This is a genomic window from Chryseobacterium sp. (assembly GCF_022712095.1).
In the GTDB taxonomy this organism is placed as follows: Bacteria; Bacteroidota; Bacteroidia; order Flavobacteriales; family Weeksellaceae; genus Chryseobacterium.
Genome location: NZ_JALAHD010000179.1, coordinates 11,905 through 31,158 on the forward strand (window position 1 = coordinate 11,905; position 19,254 = coordinate 31,158).

Genomic DNA, 19,254 nt, shown 5'->3' on the forward strand with positions numbered 1-19,254 from the left:
AAATGAAAAATATTTTATCGAAAAGTATAATTGCCCTTAGTTTGGCTCTCAGCCTGCTTTCATGTAAGAAAACTGATTCACCTCTTACTAAAATAACTCCTACTAATCTGGATTCTATTGCTGCCAACTATTATGAGCAATATTTAAAACTATATCCCTTAGAAGCTACTTCACAGGGGGACACCAGATATAATGACCAATTAGCAATCAATATCGATAAAGATTTCATTTCAGGAGAAATTGCATTTTATAATTCTGTTCAAAAGCAGCTTGATCAGGTAGATTATAAGAACCTGTCTGATGATAATAAAGTTGTATATAATGTTTTAGATTATACGCTGAAAGATAAAATTGAAGCTTATGCTTACCACCCGGAATACATTCCTTTCACTCAATTTTCCGGATTGCCGTTGACTTTTCCACTATTTGGAAGTGGAGAGGGAAGTCAGCCATTCAACACGGAAAAGGACTATGCGGATTGGCTTAAAAGAATGGAAAAGTTCCCGGAATGGATGGAAACGGCTCAGGAAAACTTCAGGGAAGGAATCAGCAATAAAATCGTTCTTCCAAAAAAACTGGTGATTAAAATGATTCCTCAAATGAAAGCTGAGGAAATAACAAGCCCGGATATGGAAAAAAATATTTTTTACGGACCCATCAGAAAATTTCCTAAAGACTTTACAGAGGCTCAAAAAAATAAATATACTACCCTTTATAAAGATGCCATCATTAAAAAAATAATTCCTGCTTACACTCAAATGGGGAAATTCCTGGAAACAGAATACTTTCCTAAAGCTAGGGAAACAGATGGGTACAACAGCCTGCCGAAAGGTGATGATATCTATCGATATTATGTGAAAAGCTGGACTACAACCAACAGTTCCCCCGAAGAGATCAACAAAGTAGGCCTTCAACAAGTTGCCATGCTCCGTGAAGAGATGGAAAAGGTAAAGCAACAAGTAGGTTTTACAGGAACTTTAGAAGAGTTTATAAGCTTCGTTAAAACAGATCCTAAAGCTATGCCTTATAAAACTTCTAAGGAGGTTCTGGGTGCTTTTAACGGTATTTTGACCAAGATCACTCCAAAATTGGAGACAATGTTCAGCGTAACACCCACCACAAAATTTGAAATCCGACAAACTGAAAAATTCAGAGAAGCCAGTGCCAGTGCCGAATACATTCAGGGAACTCCAGATGGAAAGAGACCAGGAATTTTCTATGTTCCACTTCCCGACCCTTCTAAATTCAACGTCACTTCAGGAATGGAATCTTTATTTCTTCATGAGGCCATTCCAGGACACCATTATCAGGTTTCCCTGCAGCAGGAAAATACAAAACTCCCTAAATTCATGAGATTCGGATGGTTAGGAGCTTATGGTGAAGGATGGGCCCATTATTGTGAAACATTAGGACCTGAATTTGGACTGTATACCGATCCTTACCAGAAAATGGGCTACCTAAGTGACCAGATGCTAAGAGCTGTAAGATTAGTAGTAGATACAGGTCTACACACAGGAAAAATGACAAGAGAAGAAGCTATTCAGTATTTCCTAAATAATATTTCTTATGATGAAGGGGGAGCAACCGCTGAAGTGGAAAGATATATGGCTATGCCGGGGCAGGCATTAGGATATAAAATAGGTGCATTAAGAATCCGTGAACTTAGAGATAAGTATCAGAAACAGCTTGGATCTAAATTTAGCCTTGCTGCTTTTCATGATGAAGTTTTAAGCCAGGGATGTCTTCCTTTGGATGTTCTTAACCGGAAAATGGAACTTTGGGCGAAGAAGGTGAAATAAACTTTCATAAAATATAAACTACTGATGAAAGGAATGATTTTTTTTCTTATTAATTTCCGGTTTTCTCTCTTTTGTAAATTGTCAGAATCTAAATAAGAAACCTAATAAGATTGATTCCTTAAATACTTCTGAAGGTCTCCAAAGGTTTCTCAATGATAACGAAATTGATTATTCCCTGACGCTTAATGAAGAGTTAAAATATGATGGATATTGTAAAATTACGGCTGACAGCTTGAATATTAAAACAAACTGGGAGAAATCAGATTTTGATAATAACGGCTTAACAGACATTCTAATTACGGGAAATACTTCAGAAGGACCTCAAACAATTTGTGTTCTGGATATGGGAGATCGTTTTGAACTGAAAAAGATCAGTCAGGGGGAATTGTATGAAGCTTGTTCATTTCCAGCAATTGTAGAAAGCAACAAAATAGTGTATTACAGAAATAAAATTCAGGGCAGATACGGCTCCTTGTTTACTAAAGAAACACTTATTTATAGAAACGGAGAATTTATTGAAAATAACGATATCCTTAAAAAACATCATATCTTAGAAATAAAATTAAGATGCAGTGGAGGATATGGTCCTAATGATGATTTAGATGTAGAAATCATATCAAATCGAGATATGATGTACACAATTACAGGTCGTGATAGAACAACCTATTATAATTCAAAACTCTCTCAGGAAAAATTCAAGGAAGTAATTGATTTATTAAACTATATTGATTTTGAAAATCTTGCAGATGAATATGAAGTTGGGTATTCTGATGCCTCAACTAACAGATTGGAGATAACGTACGATAATATGAAAGTAAAAAAGATCAGTGATTATGGAGGAATGGGAACAAGGGGATTGAGACAGTTTTATGATTTACTTTTTAGTTTAAAATAGTTAAGGGGAGAGAAGATATGGGGTGTGGTTGTATCTAACTACCCCGTCTTTTTGTTTCACAAAAATCCACCCCTTCCTAGAAGGGGAACTTGGATTCTTTTTTATTTTTTGTCATCATTATTTTACGATGAGATAGAAAGGGCTACTTTTTTGAGATAGTGCTCGTTTTACTTCTCAAATAGCATTTTAGTAATAAAGTCTTTATCTCCTTTTCCTCTTGCAGGTGAATATTCTCTTCCATAGAAAATAATTTGTAAATGGAGTTTATTCCATACATCTTCATGGAAGATATTTTTAGCATCTTTTTCTGTTTCCACAACATTTTTACCTGAAGTAAGCTTCCACTGTGTCATCAGCCTGTGAATATGTGTATCTACAGGAAAAGCAGGAAATCCAAAGCCCTGGCTCATTACAACAGAAGCCGTCTTATGTCCTACACCAGGCAATGCTTCAAGCTCTTCATATGTTTGGGGAACAATTCCATTATGTCTTTCCAATAAAAGCTCTGCCATTCTTTTAAGATTTTTGGCTTTTGTATTGGAAAGTCCGATTTCTTTGATAAGTTCTTTAATTTCTGCTACTTCGAGCTTAGCCATTTTTTCAGGTGTACCAGCTACTTTGAAAAGATTAGGAGTTACTTCATTTACCTTTTTATCAGTAGTCTGAGCCGAAAGTGCAACGGCAACCATCAGCGTATAAGGATCTGTATGTGCTAAAGGAATGGGAACTTCAGGGTAGAGTTTTTCCAATTCAGTCTGAACTAATTCCGCTCTTTGCTTTTTTGTCATTTAACCATTAAATTTGAACAAAATTAAGCATTATGTTGAAAATCGGAGACACATTACCGGAATTTGAAGGTATTAACCAGGATGGTACAAGTATAAAGTCATCAGATTTCTTAGGAAAAAAATTAGTGATTTTCTTTTATCCACAGGCTAATACTCCCACCTGTACAGTGGAAGCCTGTAATCTAAGCGATAATTATTCTCGATTGAAAAAAGCCGGATTTCAGCTATTGGGAATAAGTGGAGATTCTATAAAAAAACAGAAAAACTTTCATAGCAAATTTAATTTTCCTTATGATCTTGTTGCGGATGAAAACCGTGATATCATTGAAAAATTTGGAGTTTGGCAGGAAAAAAAGACTTTCGGAAAAACTTATATGGGAATTGTAAGAACCACATTCCTTTTTGATGAAAAAGGAATCTGTACAAGAGTTATTGAGAAAGTAACATCGAAAACTGCTGCTGAACAAATATTAGAAGGATAAAAGCTTTTATTCTGTTTCAAAATACATTAACTCTTCTTCGTCATCAGGAAGAGTTATATTTTTCTGGTATTTCAGCCCTAACTTTTGAATTAGATTTTGAGAAGAGGTATTATCCTTTGTGGTAATCGCTGATATTTTCTTTAAACCAAAACTTTCCATTCCCAAAGTTTTTATTCTCTTTGCTGCTTCATAGGCAAATCCTTTTCCTTCAAATTCGTCAAGCAGTGAAAAGCCTATATCAACTATATCAAGTCCTTCTCTTTCAAAAATACCCACTGCGCCAATCTTCTCATTTGTTTCTTTAAGGGTCATCAAGTAATTGCCAAATCCCAATTTTTCAAACTGGGGAAGAAATCTTTCTTTAATATATTTTTCGGCATCCAAAACTGAGCGTAAATTACGATCTCCGATATATTGAATAAATTTTGGACGGTTGTATAATTCAAAAATAAAAGGTGCATCATCCACAGACATTGGACACAAAAGCAATCTTTCTGTTTCGAAACAGTTATCTTCGTTGGGTTGTTTTCTTTGGTTCCTCTTTAGGCTCCTCATTTTTCTCAATTTTAAGTAACCGTGGATTATTCTTGCATTTCTTATTATACAGTTCTATATAAGTTCCATTATCTTTTATATCGGTGATTTTCCCCGTAGATTTATTAACCGTTAAAGTATAATGTTTCTTTTGATATGGACATTCCTTAGAAGTAAGCTTACCCAAATCCAAATAATAGTTAGTTTTATCTTCGTAATAATTCCCTGCTACATCTTTAAACTGCTCATCAATTACATATCCTTCCTCAATTGTAGCCATAATAGCAGCTTCTTCAACATTATCTATTCTTCCTACAAAAGCTTTTAACCCTTCTAAATCCGTTATATAATTAATCTTACCTCCCGAAGAGTAAACGATATAATAGAATGTATCTTCACTAGGAAAGAGATCAAATCCTGAAAACTGCGGCGTATAATCTTTTTTAGTTCCATATACTTTGAGTTCCTGATCTTTTCCATATTCATTATAGACCAATATCCAAAAATCAGTTTTTATATTCGGCTCTATTTTAGCGAGCACAGTATGTGTATTCACAAATTTTGTTTTGTTCTGCGCATACCCCAACATTCCTATTAAAAGAAATGACAACAAAACTATTTTATTGATAGCTCTTTCCATAATTTCATAAGTCTAGCAGAAAATATACCAAAGAAGTTTATATGAATTTATCTCCTTTTTTAAGGTTTTTCAGGTCCAGGACATAATCTTTGATCAGCTGATCATTTTCTCTCGGACAAATCAAAAGAACCTTATCCGTGTCTACCACTATATAATCTTTTAGTCCGTCTATAACAACCGCTTTATTATTATTCTTGATCTGGATGATATTTCCGGTTGAATTATAAGTCAGCATATGTTTTAATTTTCCTGTATTGCTATTTTCATCTTTTTCAGTATTTTCATAAACTGAAGTCCAGGTCCCCAGGTCACTCCACCCTAAATCGGCAGGAATTACATATACATTTTTAGCTTTCTCCAGAATCCCGTTATCAATAGAAATTTTCTGCACTTTAGGATAAATGGTCTCAATACAATTTTCCTCTTTTTCTGAATTATATTCACAGGCCATAAACTGCTGGGTCATTTCCGGCAAATACATTTCAAAAGCATGATGAATACTCTTCACATTCCAGATAAATATTCCTGCATTCCACAAAAAGTCCCCACTTTCCAGGAAATTCTGTGCGATTTCCAGGATTGGCTTTTCTGTAAATGTTTTAACTTTAAAATAATCAGATCCTTTTTTCTCCACAAACTGAATATATCCGTAACCAGTATCAGGTCTTGTAGGAGTAATTCCTAATGTAAGGAGATAGTCATTTTTTGAAGCAAGCTCAAAGGCCAGTTCTACTTTTTCTAAAAAGGTTTGTTCTTTAAGAATAAGATGGTCAGCAGGTAAAACGATCATAGTAGCTTCAGGATCAATTTCAGCTATTTTATTAGCCATGTACATATTACATGCTGCTGTATTTTTGATCATAGGCTCTCCTACTATATTTCCTTCAGGCAGTTCTGGTAATTGCTGGTGAGAAAGAGCAACATATTCCTTATTGGTAATTACAAAAATATTTTCTTTAGGAACCACTTTACTGATCCTGTCATAAGTTTGCTGAACCATTGTTCTTCCTACCCCTAAAATATCCTGAAACTGCTTAGGGAACTTCTGTGTACTCATAGGCCAGAACCGGCTACCGATTCCTCCAGCCATTATCACACAGTATTTATCTGATTTTGACATTCTTAACTACATTTTTCAATTCTTGCTAAGGGTTTGAAGGAATACTTTCTCCCAGTAGCCAAATTAAGGCAAAGATAGTTTTTTTTAATGAGACCCTCTAACAAATACCTCTCGTTGCGGTACATAAAACAATCCCCGCTTTTCAACTCTTCTATAAATACAAAACTATCATTATCACCTTTAACATGAAAATATTTCACCAAATCCGGGCTTGCCATGAAATTCGCCTTAGGAGATCTTGAAAATCTGATAATAATAGGTCTCAGGTCTTCTTCATATATATCCAAACTTTCAAGAAGCATAGACCGGAAAGTAGATTTCCATTCGTGTCCATGAGGAGATATCCTTCTTCCATATTTCTCAAAAGCAATTAAATGGGCTAACTCATGGGTGAGGACAAAGAAAAACAGTTGAGGAGACAATGTAGAATTAATCGTGATCTCATGAGAATTGTCCGGCATTTTTCTATAATCACCCAATTTTGAGTTTCGGTCTCGTGTAATTTTTATATGAATATAAAAGTCTGAAAACCAAACTTTTAAATACTTCAATGTGTTTTGTGGCAAATATTTTTCTAATGACTGAACTGACATTTTACAAACTTAGTGGAATTCCCGCATAGAAATTCAACAATTTAAGGCTAAAAAGATAATTAAATTTTGCCTGAGCTACAGAACCTGCAGCATTGGCATAATTATTTCTGGCAATATTAAGGTCAAAAATGGTGGTTCTACCCGCAGCATAGCTCTTATCCGCAAAATCCAAAGACAATTTAGAACTTTTAGCAGCTTCTACAGCGGCTAAATACGCTTCATAGTTAGCATCTACATCAAATTGAGCTTTCTGTACACTTTCTCTTACAGATTGCTTTTGCTGGTCGAAGGTATTTTTAGCGATACTTTCATTGATTTTAGACTGCTCTACCTGCAGCTTGGTGATTCCCTTATTAAAAATGGGAACATTTAAAGAAACCCCGATATTCTGTCCAAAGTTATCTTTATATTGTTGGAAAAAATTTCTTTCATAGGCTATATTACCAAATTCATCTACTCCTGTAATATTCGTATTTAGACGGTTATTATAAAAACTCCCGACCCCAGCACTCGCAGTAATTGTAGGCCAAAAAGATGTTTTAGCAACCTCTGTCTGCGCTTCGGCAGATCTTATTCTGCTTTCGGCAGCTTTTATCTGAGGTTGTGTTTCATAAGCTGTAGTCAGTACCTCATCTACGGATCTGAGTTCCGGAGTCAGTTCATCCGGAATATTAACATCTTCTACATCAAAATTTTTATAGTCTGGCAGCTGTAAAAGTTGAGCCAATGAAAATAAACTTCTTGAAGTATTAATTTCAGCCGTTTTTAAATTCTGTTTCTCTCTTGCCAATGCCGCTTCAGCTTCAGCCAGAACTGTCTGTGCAGTCGTTCCAACGTCTGTAGTAATTTTGGATCTGTCGTATTGTTTTTGAGCATTTTCAACTGCACTTCGTGAAATTTTTACAATTTCCTTATTCAAAAGCGTATTTAAATACTCCTGTGCAATTTGTAAGGATATATTATTTCTAACCGTTTCTATATCGTATTGGCTAGCTTCAACATCGTATTCAGTTTTTCTGATAGTTTTCTCTAATCTCCCGTTATTATAGACAAGAATATTGGCAGACAAATTAGAACTATTACTAAAGTTATCATTTCTAACACTTGTATTCACATATAATGTCTGTCCAAAACTTGCGCTATTGGACATACTTCCTGATACAGAAGGCAAGTATTCTCTTTTGGCTATTTTCAGGTTAGCATCCTGAACTTGTTTTGAATATTGATTCTGAATAACCTGAAGATTATGCTCTACTGCATAGTCAACACATTCCCGCAAAGACCATTTTTTTTGGGCATTCAATCCCATACAAGTTATTCCAAAAACAAAAATCCAAACTTTTTTCATATTAAGCTTTTCAGAATTAGACGAACCAAAAATAAAAACGTTACAGTTTTTAAAATTAATGTTTCATTTTAGTAAAACTTTTGGGAATTTTGCACTATGACAAATGAACAATATCAGGAAGCGATAGAGTGGCTTTTTATACAGGCTCCCAATTATCAGATTGAAGGACAAAAGGCCTACAAACCCGGACTGGACAATATAATAAAGCTTTGCGATTTCTTTGGAAATCCTCAGCAAAAAATCCAATGTATCCATATCGGAGGAACAAACGGCAAAGGGTCTTCCAGCAATATGCTTGCCTCTGTTCTTCAGGAAGCAGGATATAAAGTAGGGTTATATAACTCTCCCCATCTGATCGATTTTACAGAGCGTATCAAAGTGAATGGCAAAAATTGCGATAAAGAATTCGTTTTTAATTTTATCCAAAAACTTAAAACCCTCCCTAAAGAAATCCGCCCTTCTTTTTTCGAATTCACCACCATAATGGCTTTTGAATATTTTTATGATCAAAAGGTGGATTTTGCAATTATTGAAGTAGGCCTGGGAGGAAGGCTAGACTCTACCAATATTATCAAACCTTTAGTTTCGGCAATTACCAATGTTCAGCTTGATCATCAAAATATCCTGGGAGATACCATTGAAGAAATAGCTTACGAAAAGGCAGGCATTATAAAAGCCAATATTCCTGTTGTTTCCGGAGATGAAAATGATACCGTAAAAAATATCCTCCAACAAAAAGCGGCACAGGAAAATGCGGATTTCATAGATGCTGCTCTATTAAAAACAGAGCTTACATCAGATTTAAAAGGTATTTATCAGCAAAAAAATATCAGAGTAGTTGCAGCACTTATTGAAGAACTCCGAAAACTGAATATCAGAATTAATGATAAAGATATAGAAAATGGGCTATTGAAAGTTCATGAAAATACAGGGTTCATCGGACGGTGGTTTGAGTTTTCAAAAAACCCTTTAACCATATGTGACACAGCACATAACCAAGCCGGATTAGAATATGTATTTTCCCAATTAAACAGCATACATCTTCACAAACATATTATCCTTGGGTTCGTCAATGATAAAAAGATTGATGAAGTGATGCAATTGTTACCTGAAAATTCAGAGTTTTATTTTGCTAAGCCCGCCATACACAGGGGCAGACACCCAAAAGAATATGAAGATTTATTGATTCAGGCTGGGATAACTTACAAACTCTTTGATTCTGTTCAGGAAGCGTATCTTTCTGCAAAAGAGAAATGTACGACAGATGAAATGATTTTTATCGGTGGCAGCAACTTTGTTGTAGGAGAATTTTTAGAAAAAAATTTGCAGATTTCTTAAGAAGTTGTATATTTGCACCACTCTAAACGAGAAAATCTCCAAAGAGGGTTCTTAGCTCAGTTGGTTCAGAGCATCTGGTTTACACCCAGAGGGTCGGGGGTTCGAATCCCTCAGGACCCACAAAAGATCTCTCAGAAATCTGGGAGATTTTTTTATTTAAGCCAATTTTCTTTTTTTATCATTTCACTCACCTCAACATAGAAGGCGATACTCCAAACTGTTTTCTAAATGCATGAGAAAAATGAGACAGATCTTCAAAACCCACCTCTACATAAACATCCGAAGGCTTCTCCCCTTTTTCCTTAATCAGATAATAAGCTTCCTTTAAACGATGCTGTGTCAGCCAGCGGCTCGGAGTCGTATGAAAGACTTTCTCAAAATCCCGCTTAAAAGTACTGAGACTTCTTCCCGTCAGATAAGCAAAACGATTAAGCTGCACATTAAATCGAAAGTTTTTCAGCATAAAAGATTCAATATCAATCTTTCCGGGATCACTGAAATCAAATAATACATTTTTTAATTCCGGATTCAGTTTCAACATGATTTGTACTGCTTCTCTGACTTTTGTTTCCATTAATACACTTTGTTCTTCTTCCGAAAGCTGAAGGTAAACAAAAAGAGAATCTACAAAACTTTGATATAAAGGATGCGGATCTATTGTGATTAGCGTATCCGGTATTCCAGTTGTTTTCTCTGCTTTCAGATTAAGCTCTTTACTTAATTTCTGCAGCATTTCCTGGTCAAGGTATATCGAGATAATTTTAAATTCTCCATTTTCAGGCGGTTTTTTTTCAAATTTTGCAAGCCTGTTTTTTCTGCATAAACGAAAATCTCCTTCTTTTGACAGATAAGTTTTCTTCCCATCACTTAATGTTAGTGTACCTGCCATCTGGAAACTGAACACATGTTCATGAATAAATTGTTCTCCTTCTCTGCTGCGTGTAAAATAGCAGGTTTCAAGAATCTTTGAATTATTTTTCCGCAAAATATCCATTGTATTATAAAATTAGGAACCTGATTATCTTTACCAAATGTAAGCTAATATCAGATTAGAATTGTTTTAAGTTCCATATATTCTTCTAATCCATACTCTCCGAATTCACGTCCAATTCCTGATTGTTTCATTCCACCAAACGGAGCCAAAGGTTCATGCTTAAATCCATTGACGGCTACCGTTCCTGCTTCAAGCAGATTAGCAACCTGATATGCCTGTTTCTCATCATTAGTTTGTATATAAGCTGCCAGCCCATATGCTGTATCATTAGCTTTTTCAATAGCGTCTTCCAAGGTCTTGTAAGTAATAACAGATAATACCGGTCCAAATATTTCTTCACGGGCTATACGCATATCATTAGTTACATTCACAAAGACAGTTGGCTTTACAAAATTGCCATGCTCCAATCCTTCAGGATGTCCTAAACCTCCGCTTAAAATTTCAGCACCTTCTTCCATTCCTATCTTAATATAACTTTGTACCCTTTCATATTGCTTTACACTTACCATCGGACCAATATTAGTTTTTTCGTCTTCAGGATTTCCTACAGTTATAGTATTCACATATTGCTTAAGATTACTTTTAACCTCATCTACTCTGGACTCAGGAACCAAGAGCCTTGTAGCCGCTATACACGCTTGTCCGCTATTCATAAAAGCCAGCCCGAGGGACTGAGGGATAGCTATGGACAAATCTGCATCCTCCATAATTATATTGGCAGACTTTCCGCCTAATTCAAGCGTAATTTTCTTAAGGGTTTCAGCCCCGTCTTTTGCAATAGTTTTCCCCACCATTGTAGAGCCTGTAAATGATATTTTAGCTATATCTAAACTTTTAGTTATTTCTGCTCCCACAATATTTCCCAGTCCATTTACAATATTAAATACTCCTTCAGGTAGTCCTGCTTCATGTAAACATTCTGTAAGAACTTGAGTTTGCATCGCGCTCATTTCACTGGGTTTAATAACAGCTGTACAACCAGCTGCAATTGCTGTTGATAATTTTGTACATATAAATCCATTACTGGCATTCCATGGGCTGATAATTCCCACTACACCTACAGGATTATTCGTAACAACAGCATTTCCTATTTTCTTTTCCAGACCAAATTTCTTAAGAACTTCAACATTGGTAGCTATGGAACCCACAGCATTTTGGAAAGATGCTGTTGCAAACTGAACAGGAGAACCATATTCTTCTACCATAATATCAATAAGCTCTTTTTTCCGTTTTAATACTGCTGAATACATTTTCTCTAAATAACCTATCCGCTCTTCTTTTGTCGTTTTAGAAAAACTTTTAAAAGCTTCTTTCGCAGCAGCAATAGCATTCTGTGTATCTGCCACATCGCCTAATCTTACTTTCCCTAATAGCTCTTGAGTAGTGGGGTTTATTAAGTCAAATGTTTCTGTTCCATGGGGTTCTACAAACTTTCCGTTAATGTAGATTTCATTAATAAGTTTCATATCGTATTCTTTAAAGTTCTGCTACAAAATTACCTGTTACAATAACTTTAAGGTTGGCTTAAAAGTTCAATTTCACTTTGTTTAAACGTTCATGCTACCTGTCTGAAAAGTGGATATTCAAGTTTTATACTTTTATTTTTACGATTCGGTATTCTTATTTTACAGCTCAGTAAAACAATTTTGATTTCGTCTCATGGTCCATCATATCTTTGACTCAAGAAAAACAAACAAAATCATTAAAAACAAATAGTATGGACACAACATTATTGAACAAAGAAAATTTAGCTTACCAGAAAGCAGCAAAAAGAGTAAAAGACATAAAAGGATTTTATGGGAACCTTACTTCTTATTGTTTGGTTATTCCTTTTCTTTTAGTTCTCAACCTTTTAACAGCACCTGATCATTTATGGTTCTTCTGGCCGATGCTGGGCTGGGGAATTGGAATTGTAGCCCACGCCATCAATGTTTTCGGAATCGGAAAAGAATGGGAAGAGAAAAAGATTCAGGAACTGATGGATAAAGAAAAAAGATCCGGAAACCAATAAGTTTTATTATTTTTAATCTTAAATGGAAAACCGATAACCCATGATTAAAACAGTCATCATTGAAGATGAAAAACCGGCTGCAAGGAAACTCGAAAGAATGCTCAATTCTTTTCCTGAACTTGAGGTAATAGCCAATCTTGAATCCGTAGAAGCCGGTTTGCAATGGTTCTCAGAAAATGAGCATCCCCAGCTCATCTTTTCGGATATTATTTTAGGTGATGGTTTGTCATTTGATATTTTTGAAAAGGTCTCTACTAAAGCATTTATTATTTATACGACCGCTTTTGATCAGTACACCTTAAAAGCTTTTAAGTTAAACAGCATTGATTATTTATTAAAACCTATTCCGGAAGAGGATCTTGCTAAGGCTATTAATAAATTCAAATCTTTCCTTCCATCCGACCACATGGTAGATTCAAAGGAAATTAAAAAACTGATTAAAAAAGATAAGACAGTCCTTTCCAGAATATTGGTAAAAATAGGGTATAATCTGAAAATCATTCAAACACACGAGATCAGCTGTTTTTTCAGTGAAAATAAAATTGTCTATCTTCAGACTCAGGACAGGGTTTATCCGTCTGATTTCACACTGGATGAGCTGGAAAACGTATTGGATTCTGAAAAATTTTTCCGTGTTAACCGGCAGTTTATTATCAGCTCAGAGCATATCAGAAACATACACACTTCTCCTTATTACAAAGTGGATCTGGAATTTCAGCCCGACGAAGAAATTACGGTCAGCCGGGACCGTGTCAAAGATTTTAAAGAGTGGCTGGCAGGATAATATTACCTTTAATCATCTGTTATAAAAATCACTTGCTGATCCTACGAACTGATGAAAGGCTTCTGTAATCTCTTTTTTATTTTTAGTGGTTAGAGGAAAAGGTACCATATGGGAATATTCATAAGGATAGTCTTTGATCTCAACTTCTACATTAATATCTCTATAACCTCCTTTAACGGTATTTAACGCTTCTATCGGCGGAGCTACCTCATCTTTCTCCAGAACATATACTTTGATCTGGGATTCGAGCTCACGCATTCTTTTTTCTCTTTCTTTCTGAAAATAATTGTACCTGAGCATCATCTTAAACCAGCTTTCCTGAGGATGTAAAATCTCATCCTGATAATGTTTCAATCTGTTGTCTGATTTAAAATCCGAACTCAGCAATTCCGTAAAAACAGACTGCATTTTGATTGCGGACTGAGCATCCATAATGTATTTGGAAATAGGGAACATTCGGTCAATAGTCATACCGCCACAAAAACAAAAAAGTTTTGAGTCTTTAAAAAAGGATTCAGGATCTGCCATTTTAATAATAATAGAAAGAAATGAACCGATGGAATAGCCAAAAAGGTCCAAAGTCGCATCTGAAGCAATACTTTCTATCCTATGCTCCCGAATACTTTTTACTATCTGAATAATATCGGAATAGGTTTGCAGGCCGGACCAGAAAATTCTTTGGGGATGTGCCTCCAATCTGGAGCTTATAGCTGCATTTACATAAGAATAATTGGTATTTCCAGGATATTTATTTCTTCTAAAATTAGCAATATCCATCATCTCATGGCGGTTACTCCAGATAGGATCTGCCCGGTCCATATGAAAGGCAATGGGAAATAGAATGACTGCTTTTCCGGTTCTTTGGGCCAATTCATATGCCCAGGGCAAATATTTATCCCATTTCTTTTCATTTAACCCGTGAAAAAACAATATGCATCCTTTTGCAGTTTCTACATCCGCCCTTTTAAGGATATAATATTCAAAGTGTTTATTACATTCTATATCAATATCTTTGATGTCTACAGAAGGTTTATTATAGGCTAAGTAGGCCTCTTCATCCGTCTCCAAATGTTGATTATGCTTTAAACAATCCAGATTACCGGAGCCATGAAGTAAATTACAAACATGAGAGGTAAATGGAAAGGATTCAATAGTTAAATTTAAATCCGGTATCTCCTTTCTATCTTTTCTGGAATTAAAATGATTTTTCAATACTTCATGTAGTTCATAATATTCCATTGCAGATCGTGTTAATTGTTAGTATCTTTCAAATATAACTTTTAATAAGTCTTATTATTGTGATAATCAATATTTTTAAAGAACTTAAGATATTCTAGACATAATAAAAAAAGCGCCTTTTAAAGGCGCTTTTCTATATAAATTTAATTGTTTCAGGCAATAACTCCACTTCCTAACAATTCATCATCTTTATACCAAGCTGCAAATTGGCCTTCAGCCATTGCTGACTGTGGTTCTTCAAATTCAATATAAAATGCTTCTTCAAACTGATATAAAGTCGCCTTTTGAAGAGGTTGTCTATACCGTATTCTCGCTACTACTTCCATTGATTCTCCATTCTGAAGTCTTAGATCTTCTCTCACCCAATGAAGTTCGGCATTATTAATTTTTAGTGCTTTCCTGAATAATCCCGGGAATTGATGCCCTTCTCCCACAAACAGAATATTATTTTCCATATCACGGGAAACAATAAAGCAGCTTTCTTTATGTCCGCCGATTCCTAATCCCTTGCTTTGTCCAATGGTAAAGAATTGTGCTCCCTGATGTTTACCTATTACCTTTCCGTCCTCTTTTTTATAATTGATTTTCTGAGACAAGAATTCCAGTTCTTCTTTTTTAGAGGAAAATACAGGAACTTCCTGAGAAAACAGAGGTGAATCTTTAAATACCTCTACAATCTCTCCTTCTTTAGGTATCAATTGCTGCTGCAAAAACTGAGGAAGACTTACTTTTCCAATAAAGCATAATCCCTGAGAATCTTTTTTATCAGCTGTTACCAAGCCTATTTCTTTTGCTATTTCCCTTACCTGAGGCTTTGTAAGTTCGCCAATAGGAAACAAAGCTTTTGACAGCTGATCCTGGCTCAGCTGACATAGAAAATAAGACTGATCTTTATTATTATCCTTACCAGCTAAAAGATGAAAAACTTCTTTCCCATTTTCATCTACTGTTGAAGTAACCTGTGCATAATGACCCGTTGCCACCTTATCAGCACCTAATGACATGGCTGTCTTCATGAAAACATCAAACTTCACTTCTCTGTTGCATAAAATATCAGGATTCGGAGTTCTTCCTTGTTCATATTCAGCAAACATATAATCTACAATACGTTCTTTGTAGAGTTCACTCATATCAATTACCTGAAATGGAATTCCCAACTTTTGAGCTACCATTAGAGCATCATTACTGTCCTCAATCCAGGGACATTCATCTTCTAATGTTACCGATGCATCATTCCAATTTCTCATAAACAAAGCCACAACATCGTGTCCCTGCTGCTTCAATAGGTAGGCTGTAACACTGGAATCAACACCTCCGGATAATCCAACAACTACTTTCATAATAATTTTTTGATAAAATTTTTAGTCTTTATCTTAAGTTTGCAAAATTACAACAATCCTTTTCGCAAAAAAAATTATAATTTTAAGGATTGATAAAAACGATATTATATGAAAAAATATGCTATTCCATTGATGCTGTTATTTTCAGGATCAGTGTTTTCCCAAATTTCAATAGGCACTCCTGCTCAGGATAATAACAGATGGACTTTTGGTGGCGGAATAGGATTAGGATTCGGCAGCAATAGTGCATTTTATATACAGGCATCTCCGAGAGTCGGTTATCGGTTAACCAATGACCTTGAAGGCGGAGTTGTAGGAAGTGTTTCCTGGCAGACATCTGATTATTATAGATCCACCATGTTCGGAGTAGGTCCTTTCCTTAATTATTATATCGGCAGGTCTTTTTATTTGAGCGGAAACCTTCAGCATTACTTTATAGACTATAAGGATAAATATTATGATTATAAAACAAACCGTGAAGAAACCGCATTATATCTGGGAGGTGGATACATGCAGAGTTTAGGAGGAAGAGCTTTCATGCAGATCGGTGTTATGTATAATGTTTTATGGAAGGAAAATGACAGTATTTTCTCCAGCGGATTGGTTCCCAATATAGGTTTCGTTGTAGGACTTTAATATGAAAATACTAAAAAAAGCATCAGAATTCTCTGATGCTTTTCTATTAAATCAAATTATTTATTATTGTGATGACTTCTCAGTCGTCTTTTTTGGTTTCTGAGCTTTTCCGGCAAGTCCGTCTTTAGCTTCATTAACATCCAGAACCACTGTTTCTCCTTCTGAAAGCTGTTTATTTACCAACATTTCAGCCAACAGATCTTCAATATACTTCTGAATGGCTCTCTTCAATGGTCTTGCACCAAAGTCCTTATCCCATCCTTTTTCAGAAATAAAGTTTTTCGCTTCTTCAGTTAATTCCACTTTATATCCTAATTTCTCTAATCTACTGTACAGCTTATTAAGCTCAAGATCAATGATTTTCTTAATATCATCCTGCTCAAGGGAGTTGAAGATAATAATATCATCGATTCTGTTTAAGAACTCAGGAGCAAATGCCTTTTTAAGAGCATTTTCAATGGTTCCTCTCGCTCTCGAATCTGAAGTTGATTTTTTAGCTGCCGTTCCAAATCCTACACCATCTCCGAAATCTTTAAGATCTCTGGTTCCGATATTAGAAGTCAGGATAATAATTGTATTTCTAAAGTCGATCTTTCTGCCTAAGCTATCAGTAACGTGACCTTCATCCAAGATCTGCAACAGAATGTTGAATACATCCGGGTGAGCCTTTTCAATCTCATCCAAAAGAACAACAGCATATGGTTTTCTTCTTACCGCTTCTGTCAGCTGCCCACCTTCTTCATACCCTACATATCCCGGAGGCGCTCCCACTAATCTGGAAACAGCGAATTTCTCCATGTACTCGCTCATATCTATCCTGATCAAAGCTTCATCGGAATCGAATAGCTCACGAGCCATTACTTTTGCCAGCTCTGTTTTACCGACCCCCGTAGTTCCCAGGAATATGAATGTTCCAATAGGCCTGTTAGGATCCTTAAGACCGGCTCTGTTTCTTTGGATAGCTTTTACTACCTTTTTCACAGCATCCTCCTGACCGATTACTTTACCGTTCAGCTTATCATCCATTTGAGCAAGTTTATCAAGCTCATTTTTACCTACTTTGGTTACAGGTACACCACTCATCATGGAAACGACTTCCGCTACATTCTCTTCTGTTACTGTTTCTTTTTTCTCTTTTACATTCTTGTCCCATTGTTCCTGTGCGGAATTCAGTTCCATCTGTAAACGTTCCTCTTCATCTTTAAGCTTTCTTGCTTCAAGATAATCCTGAGCTTTTACTGCTTTTTGTTTAAGTTCTTTTATATCTTCAATTTTCTTTTCAAAATCTATGATTTCGGTAGGAACCTTCATGTTTTTGATGTACACTCTTGAACCGGCTTCATCCATAGCATCGATCGCTTTGTCTGGCAAGAAACGATCAGTTATATATCTTGATGTCAAATTGACACACGCTGCAATAGCTTCCGGAGTATAGATTACATTGTGATGTTCTTCATATTTATCTTTGATCTGATTCAGAATCTGAATAGTCTCCTCAATTGAAGTCGGTTCCACCATTACTTTCTGGAATCTTCTTTCCAAAGCTCCGTCTTTTTCTATGTACTGACGGTATTCATCTAAAGTAGTTGCACCGATGCATTGAATTTCCCCTCTTGCCAAAGCAGGCTTAAACATATTGGAGGCATCAAGACTTCCAGTAGAACTTCCTGCCCCTACAATCGTATGAAGCTCATCAATAAATAAAATTACATCACGATTTTTCTCCAGCTCTGTCATAATCGCTTTCATTCTTTCTTCAAACTGACCACGGTATTTTGTACCTGCCACTAAACTGGCAAGATCCAATGTGATCACTCTTTTACCGTAAAGGACTCTCGACACTTTTTTCTGTTGAATCCTCAAAGCCAATCCTTCAGCAATTGCTGATTTACCAACTCCCGGTTCCCCAATGAGTAGAGGATTGTTCTTCTTTCTTCTTGATAGAATCTGAGAAACTCTTTCTATTTCTTTTTCACGACCGATTACAGGGTCCAATTTTCCGTCTCTTGCCAATGCCGTAAGGTCCCTACCAAAGTTATCCAAAGTAGGTGTCTTACTTTTTGCTGAGCCTAAATTTCCTGTCGGTTTTCTCATCTGCTCGAATTCTTCTCTTTCATCGTCATCATCATAAGCACTCATTCGTGGTGCCTCTCCTGAGTTCTTAAGCATTGTCATATACTCTCTTGAAACTCCTTCATAGTCCACATCATAAGCTCCCAGAATACTTGAAGTAGGGTCTTCATATTTGTAAAGAATACCTAAAAGCAAATGAACGGTATTAATCTCATTACTTTTATATTGTCTGCATTCCAGTTCCGCACGTTTGATAGCATGATCCGCCATCTTCGTGAAGGAAATATTAGTGACCTCCTCAGAAATAGGATTTAAACTTGCTGTATTTAGAGTTTCAATTTTTCTTCTGATTTGTGTTAAATCGGCATTAAGGTTTTGAAGGATTTCTTTTGCAGAGTTTTCCGTTTTTATAATACCTAAAAGTAGATGTTCCGTATTAAGAAATTCACTTTTCAGCCTTTTAGCCTCATTCTTGCTTTGTTTGAACACTTGGCTCAAACCTTGTGAAAACTTATAATCCATAATATATCTCTATTAGAATAAAGATAGACTTATCTTTTATTCAATAACTAAATTACAAATATTTTACCAAAAATGAATTCCTGACTTTATGGCAGAAAAAAAATTTATTATCTCATTG

18 protein-coding genes and 1 tRNA gene are annotated in these 19,254 nt (G+C 35.6%); 8 read left to right on the forward strand and 11 right to left on the reverse strand.

The features are described 5' to 3' along the window. Positions 1-2 precede the first annotated feature (2 nt). Both Q0A18_RS09325 and Q0A18_RS09330 read left to right on the forward strand, forming a co-directional pair. Complete coding sequence (locus Q0A18_RS09325; RefSeq protein WP_292009883.1) at positions 3-1,799, forward strand: DUF885 domain-containing protein; 1,797 nt, start codon at positions 3-5, stop codon at positions 1,797-1,799. A 232-nt stretch (positions 1,800-2,031) separates the two neighbouring features. Then, entirely contained in the window at positions 2,032-2,694 is a 663-nt protein-coding gene (locus Q0A18_RS09330) for a DUF6438 domain-containing protein (RefSeq protein ID WP_292009884.1), read from the forward strand. A gap of 167 nt (positions 2,695-2,861) precedes the next feature. Here the strand turns inward: Q0A18_RS09330 and nth are convergent, their stop codons facing one another. Then, the gene (gene nth / locus Q0A18_RS09335) at positions 2,862-3,482 is read right to left on the reverse strand and encodes an endonuclease III (protein WP_292009885.1); all 621 of its coding nucleotides are present in this window, start codon (positions 3,480-3,482) and stop codon (positions 2,862-2,864) included. A gap of 32 nt (positions 3,483-3,514) precedes the next feature. Here nth and bcp point away from each other — a divergent pair, with 32 nt between their 5' ends. Further along, entirely contained in the window at positions 3,515-3,964 is a 450-nt protein-coding gene (gene bcp / locus Q0A18_RS09340) for a thioredoxin-dependent thiol peroxidase (protein ID WP_292009886.1), read from the forward strand. A 6-nt stretch (positions 3,965-3,970) separates the two neighbouring features. On the opposite strand, the gene Q0A18_RS09345 is transcribed toward bcp, so the two are convergent. The 5 genes from Q0A18_RS09345 to Q0A18_RS09365 are packed head-to-tail and all read right to left on the reverse strand — an operon-like array spanning position 3,971 to position 8,199. Continuing rightward, positions 3,971-4,519, reverse strand: coding sequence for a GNAT family N-acetyltransferase (locus tag Q0A18_RS09345; protein ID WP_292009887.1), 549 nt, complete (start codon positions 4,517-4,519; stop codon positions 3,971-3,973). Further along, entirely contained in the window at positions 4,473-5,138 is a 666-nt protein-coding gene (locus Q0A18_RS09350; protein WP_292009888.1) for a hypothetical protein, read from the reverse strand. The genes Q0A18_RS09345 and Q0A18_RS09350 overlap by 47 nt, the downstream gene beginning before the upstream one ends. A 37-nt stretch (positions 5,139-5,175) precedes the next feature. Continuing rightward, positions 5,176-6,258 (reverse strand): mannose-1-phosphate guanylyltransferase, encoded by a 1,083-nt coding sequence (locus Q0A18_RS09355; RefSeq protein WP_292009889.1) that lies wholly within the window; start codon positions 6,256-6,258, stop codon positions 5,176-5,178. Positions 6,259-6,260: 2 nt separating this feature from the next. Then, positions 6,261-6,851, reverse strand: a complete 591-nt coding sequence (locus Q0A18_RS09360; protein WP_292009890.1) for a SprT-like domain-containing protein — start codon at positions 6,849-6,851, stop codon at positions 6,261-6,263. A gap of 1 nt (position 6,852) precedes the next feature. Then, positions 6,853-8,199 carry a TolC family protein gene (locus Q0A18_RS09365; RefSeq protein WP_292009891.1) on the reverse strand — a complete coding sequence of 449 codons (1,347 nt, stop codon included), beginning with the start codon at positions 8,197-8,199 and terminating at the stop codon, positions 6,853-6,855. Positions 8,200-8,295: 96 nt separating this feature from the next. On the opposite strand from Q0A18_RS09365, the gene Q0A18_RS09370 reads away from it, so the two are divergent. Further along, entirely contained in the window at positions 8,296-9,537 is a 1,242-nt protein-coding gene (locus Q0A18_RS09370) for a folylpolyglutamate synthase/dihydrofolate synthase family protein (RefSeq protein WP_292009892.1), read from the forward strand. 45 nt (positions 9,538-9,582) lie between these two features. Continuing rightward, a tRNA-Val gene (locus Q0A18_RS09375) sits at positions 9,583-9,657 on the forward strand. A 67-nt stretch (positions 9,658-9,724) separates the two neighbouring features. On the opposite strand, the gene Q0A18_RS09380 is transcribed toward Q0A18_RS09375, so the two are convergent. Together Q0A18_RS09380 and Q0A18_RS09385 are read right to left on the reverse strand one after the other, a co-directional pair. Then, a complete protein-coding gene (locus Q0A18_RS09380; protein ID WP_292009893.1) occupies positions 9,725-10,531 on the reverse strand; it encodes an AraC family transcriptional regulator in 807 nt (268 codons plus the stop codon). A gap of 50 nt (positions 10,532-10,581) precedes the next feature. Then, the gene (locus Q0A18_RS09385) at positions 10,582-11,997 is read right to left on the reverse strand and encodes an aldehyde dehydrogenase family protein (protein ID WP_292009894.1); all 1,416 of its coding nucleotides are present in this window, start codon (positions 11,995-11,997) and stop codon (positions 10,582-10,584) included. Between the two features lie 251 nt (positions 11,998-12,248). On the opposite strand from Q0A18_RS09385, the gene Q0A18_RS09390 reads away from it, so the two are divergent. Together Q0A18_RS09390 and Q0A18_RS09395 are read left to right on the forward strand one after the other, a co-directional pair. Next, on the forward strand, positions 12,249-12,542 hold the full coding sequence (locus tag Q0A18_RS09390) for a 2TM domain-containing protein (RefSeq protein WP_292009895.1): 294 nt from the start codon (positions 12,249-12,251) through the stop codon (positions 12,540-12,542). Positions 12,543-12,582: 40 nt separating this feature from the next. After that, positions 12,583-13,326: a LytTR family DNA-binding domain-containing protein gene (locus tag Q0A18_RS09395; RefSeq protein WP_292009896.1), complete on the forward strand. Its 744-nt coding sequence runs from the start codon at positions 12,583-12,585 to the stop codon at positions 13,324-13,326. 12 nt (positions 13,327-13,338) lie between these two features. Here the strand turns inward: Q0A18_RS09395 and Q0A18_RS09400 are convergent, their stop codons facing one another. Then, positions 13,339-14,565, reverse strand: a complete 1,227-nt coding sequence (locus Q0A18_RS09400; RefSeq protein WP_292009897.1) for a DUF6051 family protein — start codon at positions 14,563-14,565, stop codon at positions 13,339-13,341. Between the two features lie 152 nt (positions 14,566-14,717). Continuing rightward, the gene (mnmA, locus tag Q0A18_RS09405) at positions 14,718-15,905 is read right to left on the reverse strand and encodes a tRNA 2-thiouridine(34) synthase MnmA (protein WP_292009898.1); all 1,188 of its coding nucleotides are present in this window, start codon (positions 15,903-15,905) and stop codon (positions 14,718-14,720) included. A 108-nt stretch (positions 15,906-16,013) separates the two neighbouring features. Here mnmA and Q0A18_RS09410 point away from each other — a divergent pair, with 108 nt between their 5' ends. Continuing rightward, entirely contained in the window at positions 16,014-16,541 is a 528-nt protein-coding gene (locus Q0A18_RS09410) for a hypothetical protein (protein WP_292009899.1), read from the forward strand. Positions 16,542-16,604: 63 nt separating this feature from the next. Here Q0A18_RS09410 and Q0A18_RS09415 read toward each other — a convergent pair whose 3' ends face one another. Next, positions 16,605-19,136 (reverse strand): ATP-dependent Clp protease ATP-binding subunit, encoded by a 2,532-nt coding sequence (locus tag Q0A18_RS09415; protein WP_292009900.1) that lies wholly within the window; start codon positions 19,134-19,136, stop codon positions 16,605-16,607. Between the last annotated feature and the right edge of the window lie 118 nt (positions 19,137-19,254).

Coding starts and splice junctions, on each gene's coding strand:
- Q0A18_RS09345 (WP_292009887.1), bottom strand. CDS start 4,519: ATGAGGAGCCTAAAGAGGAACCAAAGAAAACAACCCAACGAAGATAAC.
- nth (WP_292009885.1), bottom strand. CDS start 3,482: ATGACAAAAAAGCAAAGAGCGGAATTAGTTCAGACTGAATTGGAAAAA.
- Q0A18_RS09400 (WP_292009897.1), bottom strand. CDS start 14,565: ATGGAATATTATGAACTACATGAAGTATTGAAAAATCATTTTAATTCC.
- Q0A18_RS09360 (WP_292009890.1), bottom strand. CDS start 6,851: ATGTCAGTTCAGTCATTAGAAAAATATTTGCCACAAAACACATTGAAG.
- Q0A18_RS09370 (WP_292009892.1), top strand. CDS start 8,296: ATGACAAATGAACAATATCAGGAAGCGATAGAGTGGCTTTTTATACAG.
- Q0A18_RS09365 (WP_292009891.1), bottom strand. CDS start 8,199: ATGAAAAAAGTTTGGATTTTTGTTTTTGGAATAACTTGTATGGGATTG.
- Q0A18_RS09350 (WP_292009888.1), bottom strand. CDS start 5,138: ATGGAAAGAGCTATCAATAAAATAGTTTTGTTGTCATTTCTTTTAATA.
- bcp (WP_292009886.1), top strand. CDS start 3,515: ATGTTGAAAATCGGAGACACATTACCGGAATTTGAAGGTATTAACCAG.
- Q0A18_RS09325 (WP_292009883.1), top strand. CDS start 3: ATGAAAAATATTTTATCGAAAAGTATAATTGCCCTTAGTTTGGCTCTC.
- Q0A18_RS09380 (WP_292009893.1), bottom strand. CDS start 10,531: ATGGATATTTTGCGGAAAAATAATTCAAAGATTCTTGAAACCTGCTAT.
- mnmA (WP_292009898.1), bottom strand. CDS start 15,905: ATGAAAGTAGTTGTTGGATTATCCGGAGGTGTTGATTCCAGTGTTACA.
- Q0A18_RS09410 (WP_292009899.1), top strand. CDS start 16,014: ATGAAAAAATATGCTATTCCATTGATGCTGTTATTTTCAGGATCAGTG.
- Q0A18_RS09355 (WP_292009889.1), bottom strand. CDS start 6,258: ATGTCAAAATCAGATAAATACTGTGTGATAATGGCTGGAGGAATCGGT.
- Q0A18_RS09395 (WP_292009896.1), top strand. CDS start 12,583: ATGATTAAAACAGTCATCATTGAAGATGAAAAACCGGCTGCAAGGAAA.
- Q0A18_RS09415 (WP_292009900.1), bottom strand. CDS start 19,136: ATGGATTATAAGTTTTCACAAGGTTTGAGCCAAGTGTTCAAACAAAGC.
- Q0A18_RS09385 (WP_292009894.1), bottom strand. CDS start 11,997: ATGAAACTTATTAATGAAATCTACATTAACGGAAAGTTTGTAGAACCC.
- Q0A18_RS09390 (WP_292009895.1), top strand. CDS start 12,249: ATGGACACAACATTATTGAACAAAGAAAATTTAGCTTACCAGAAAGCA.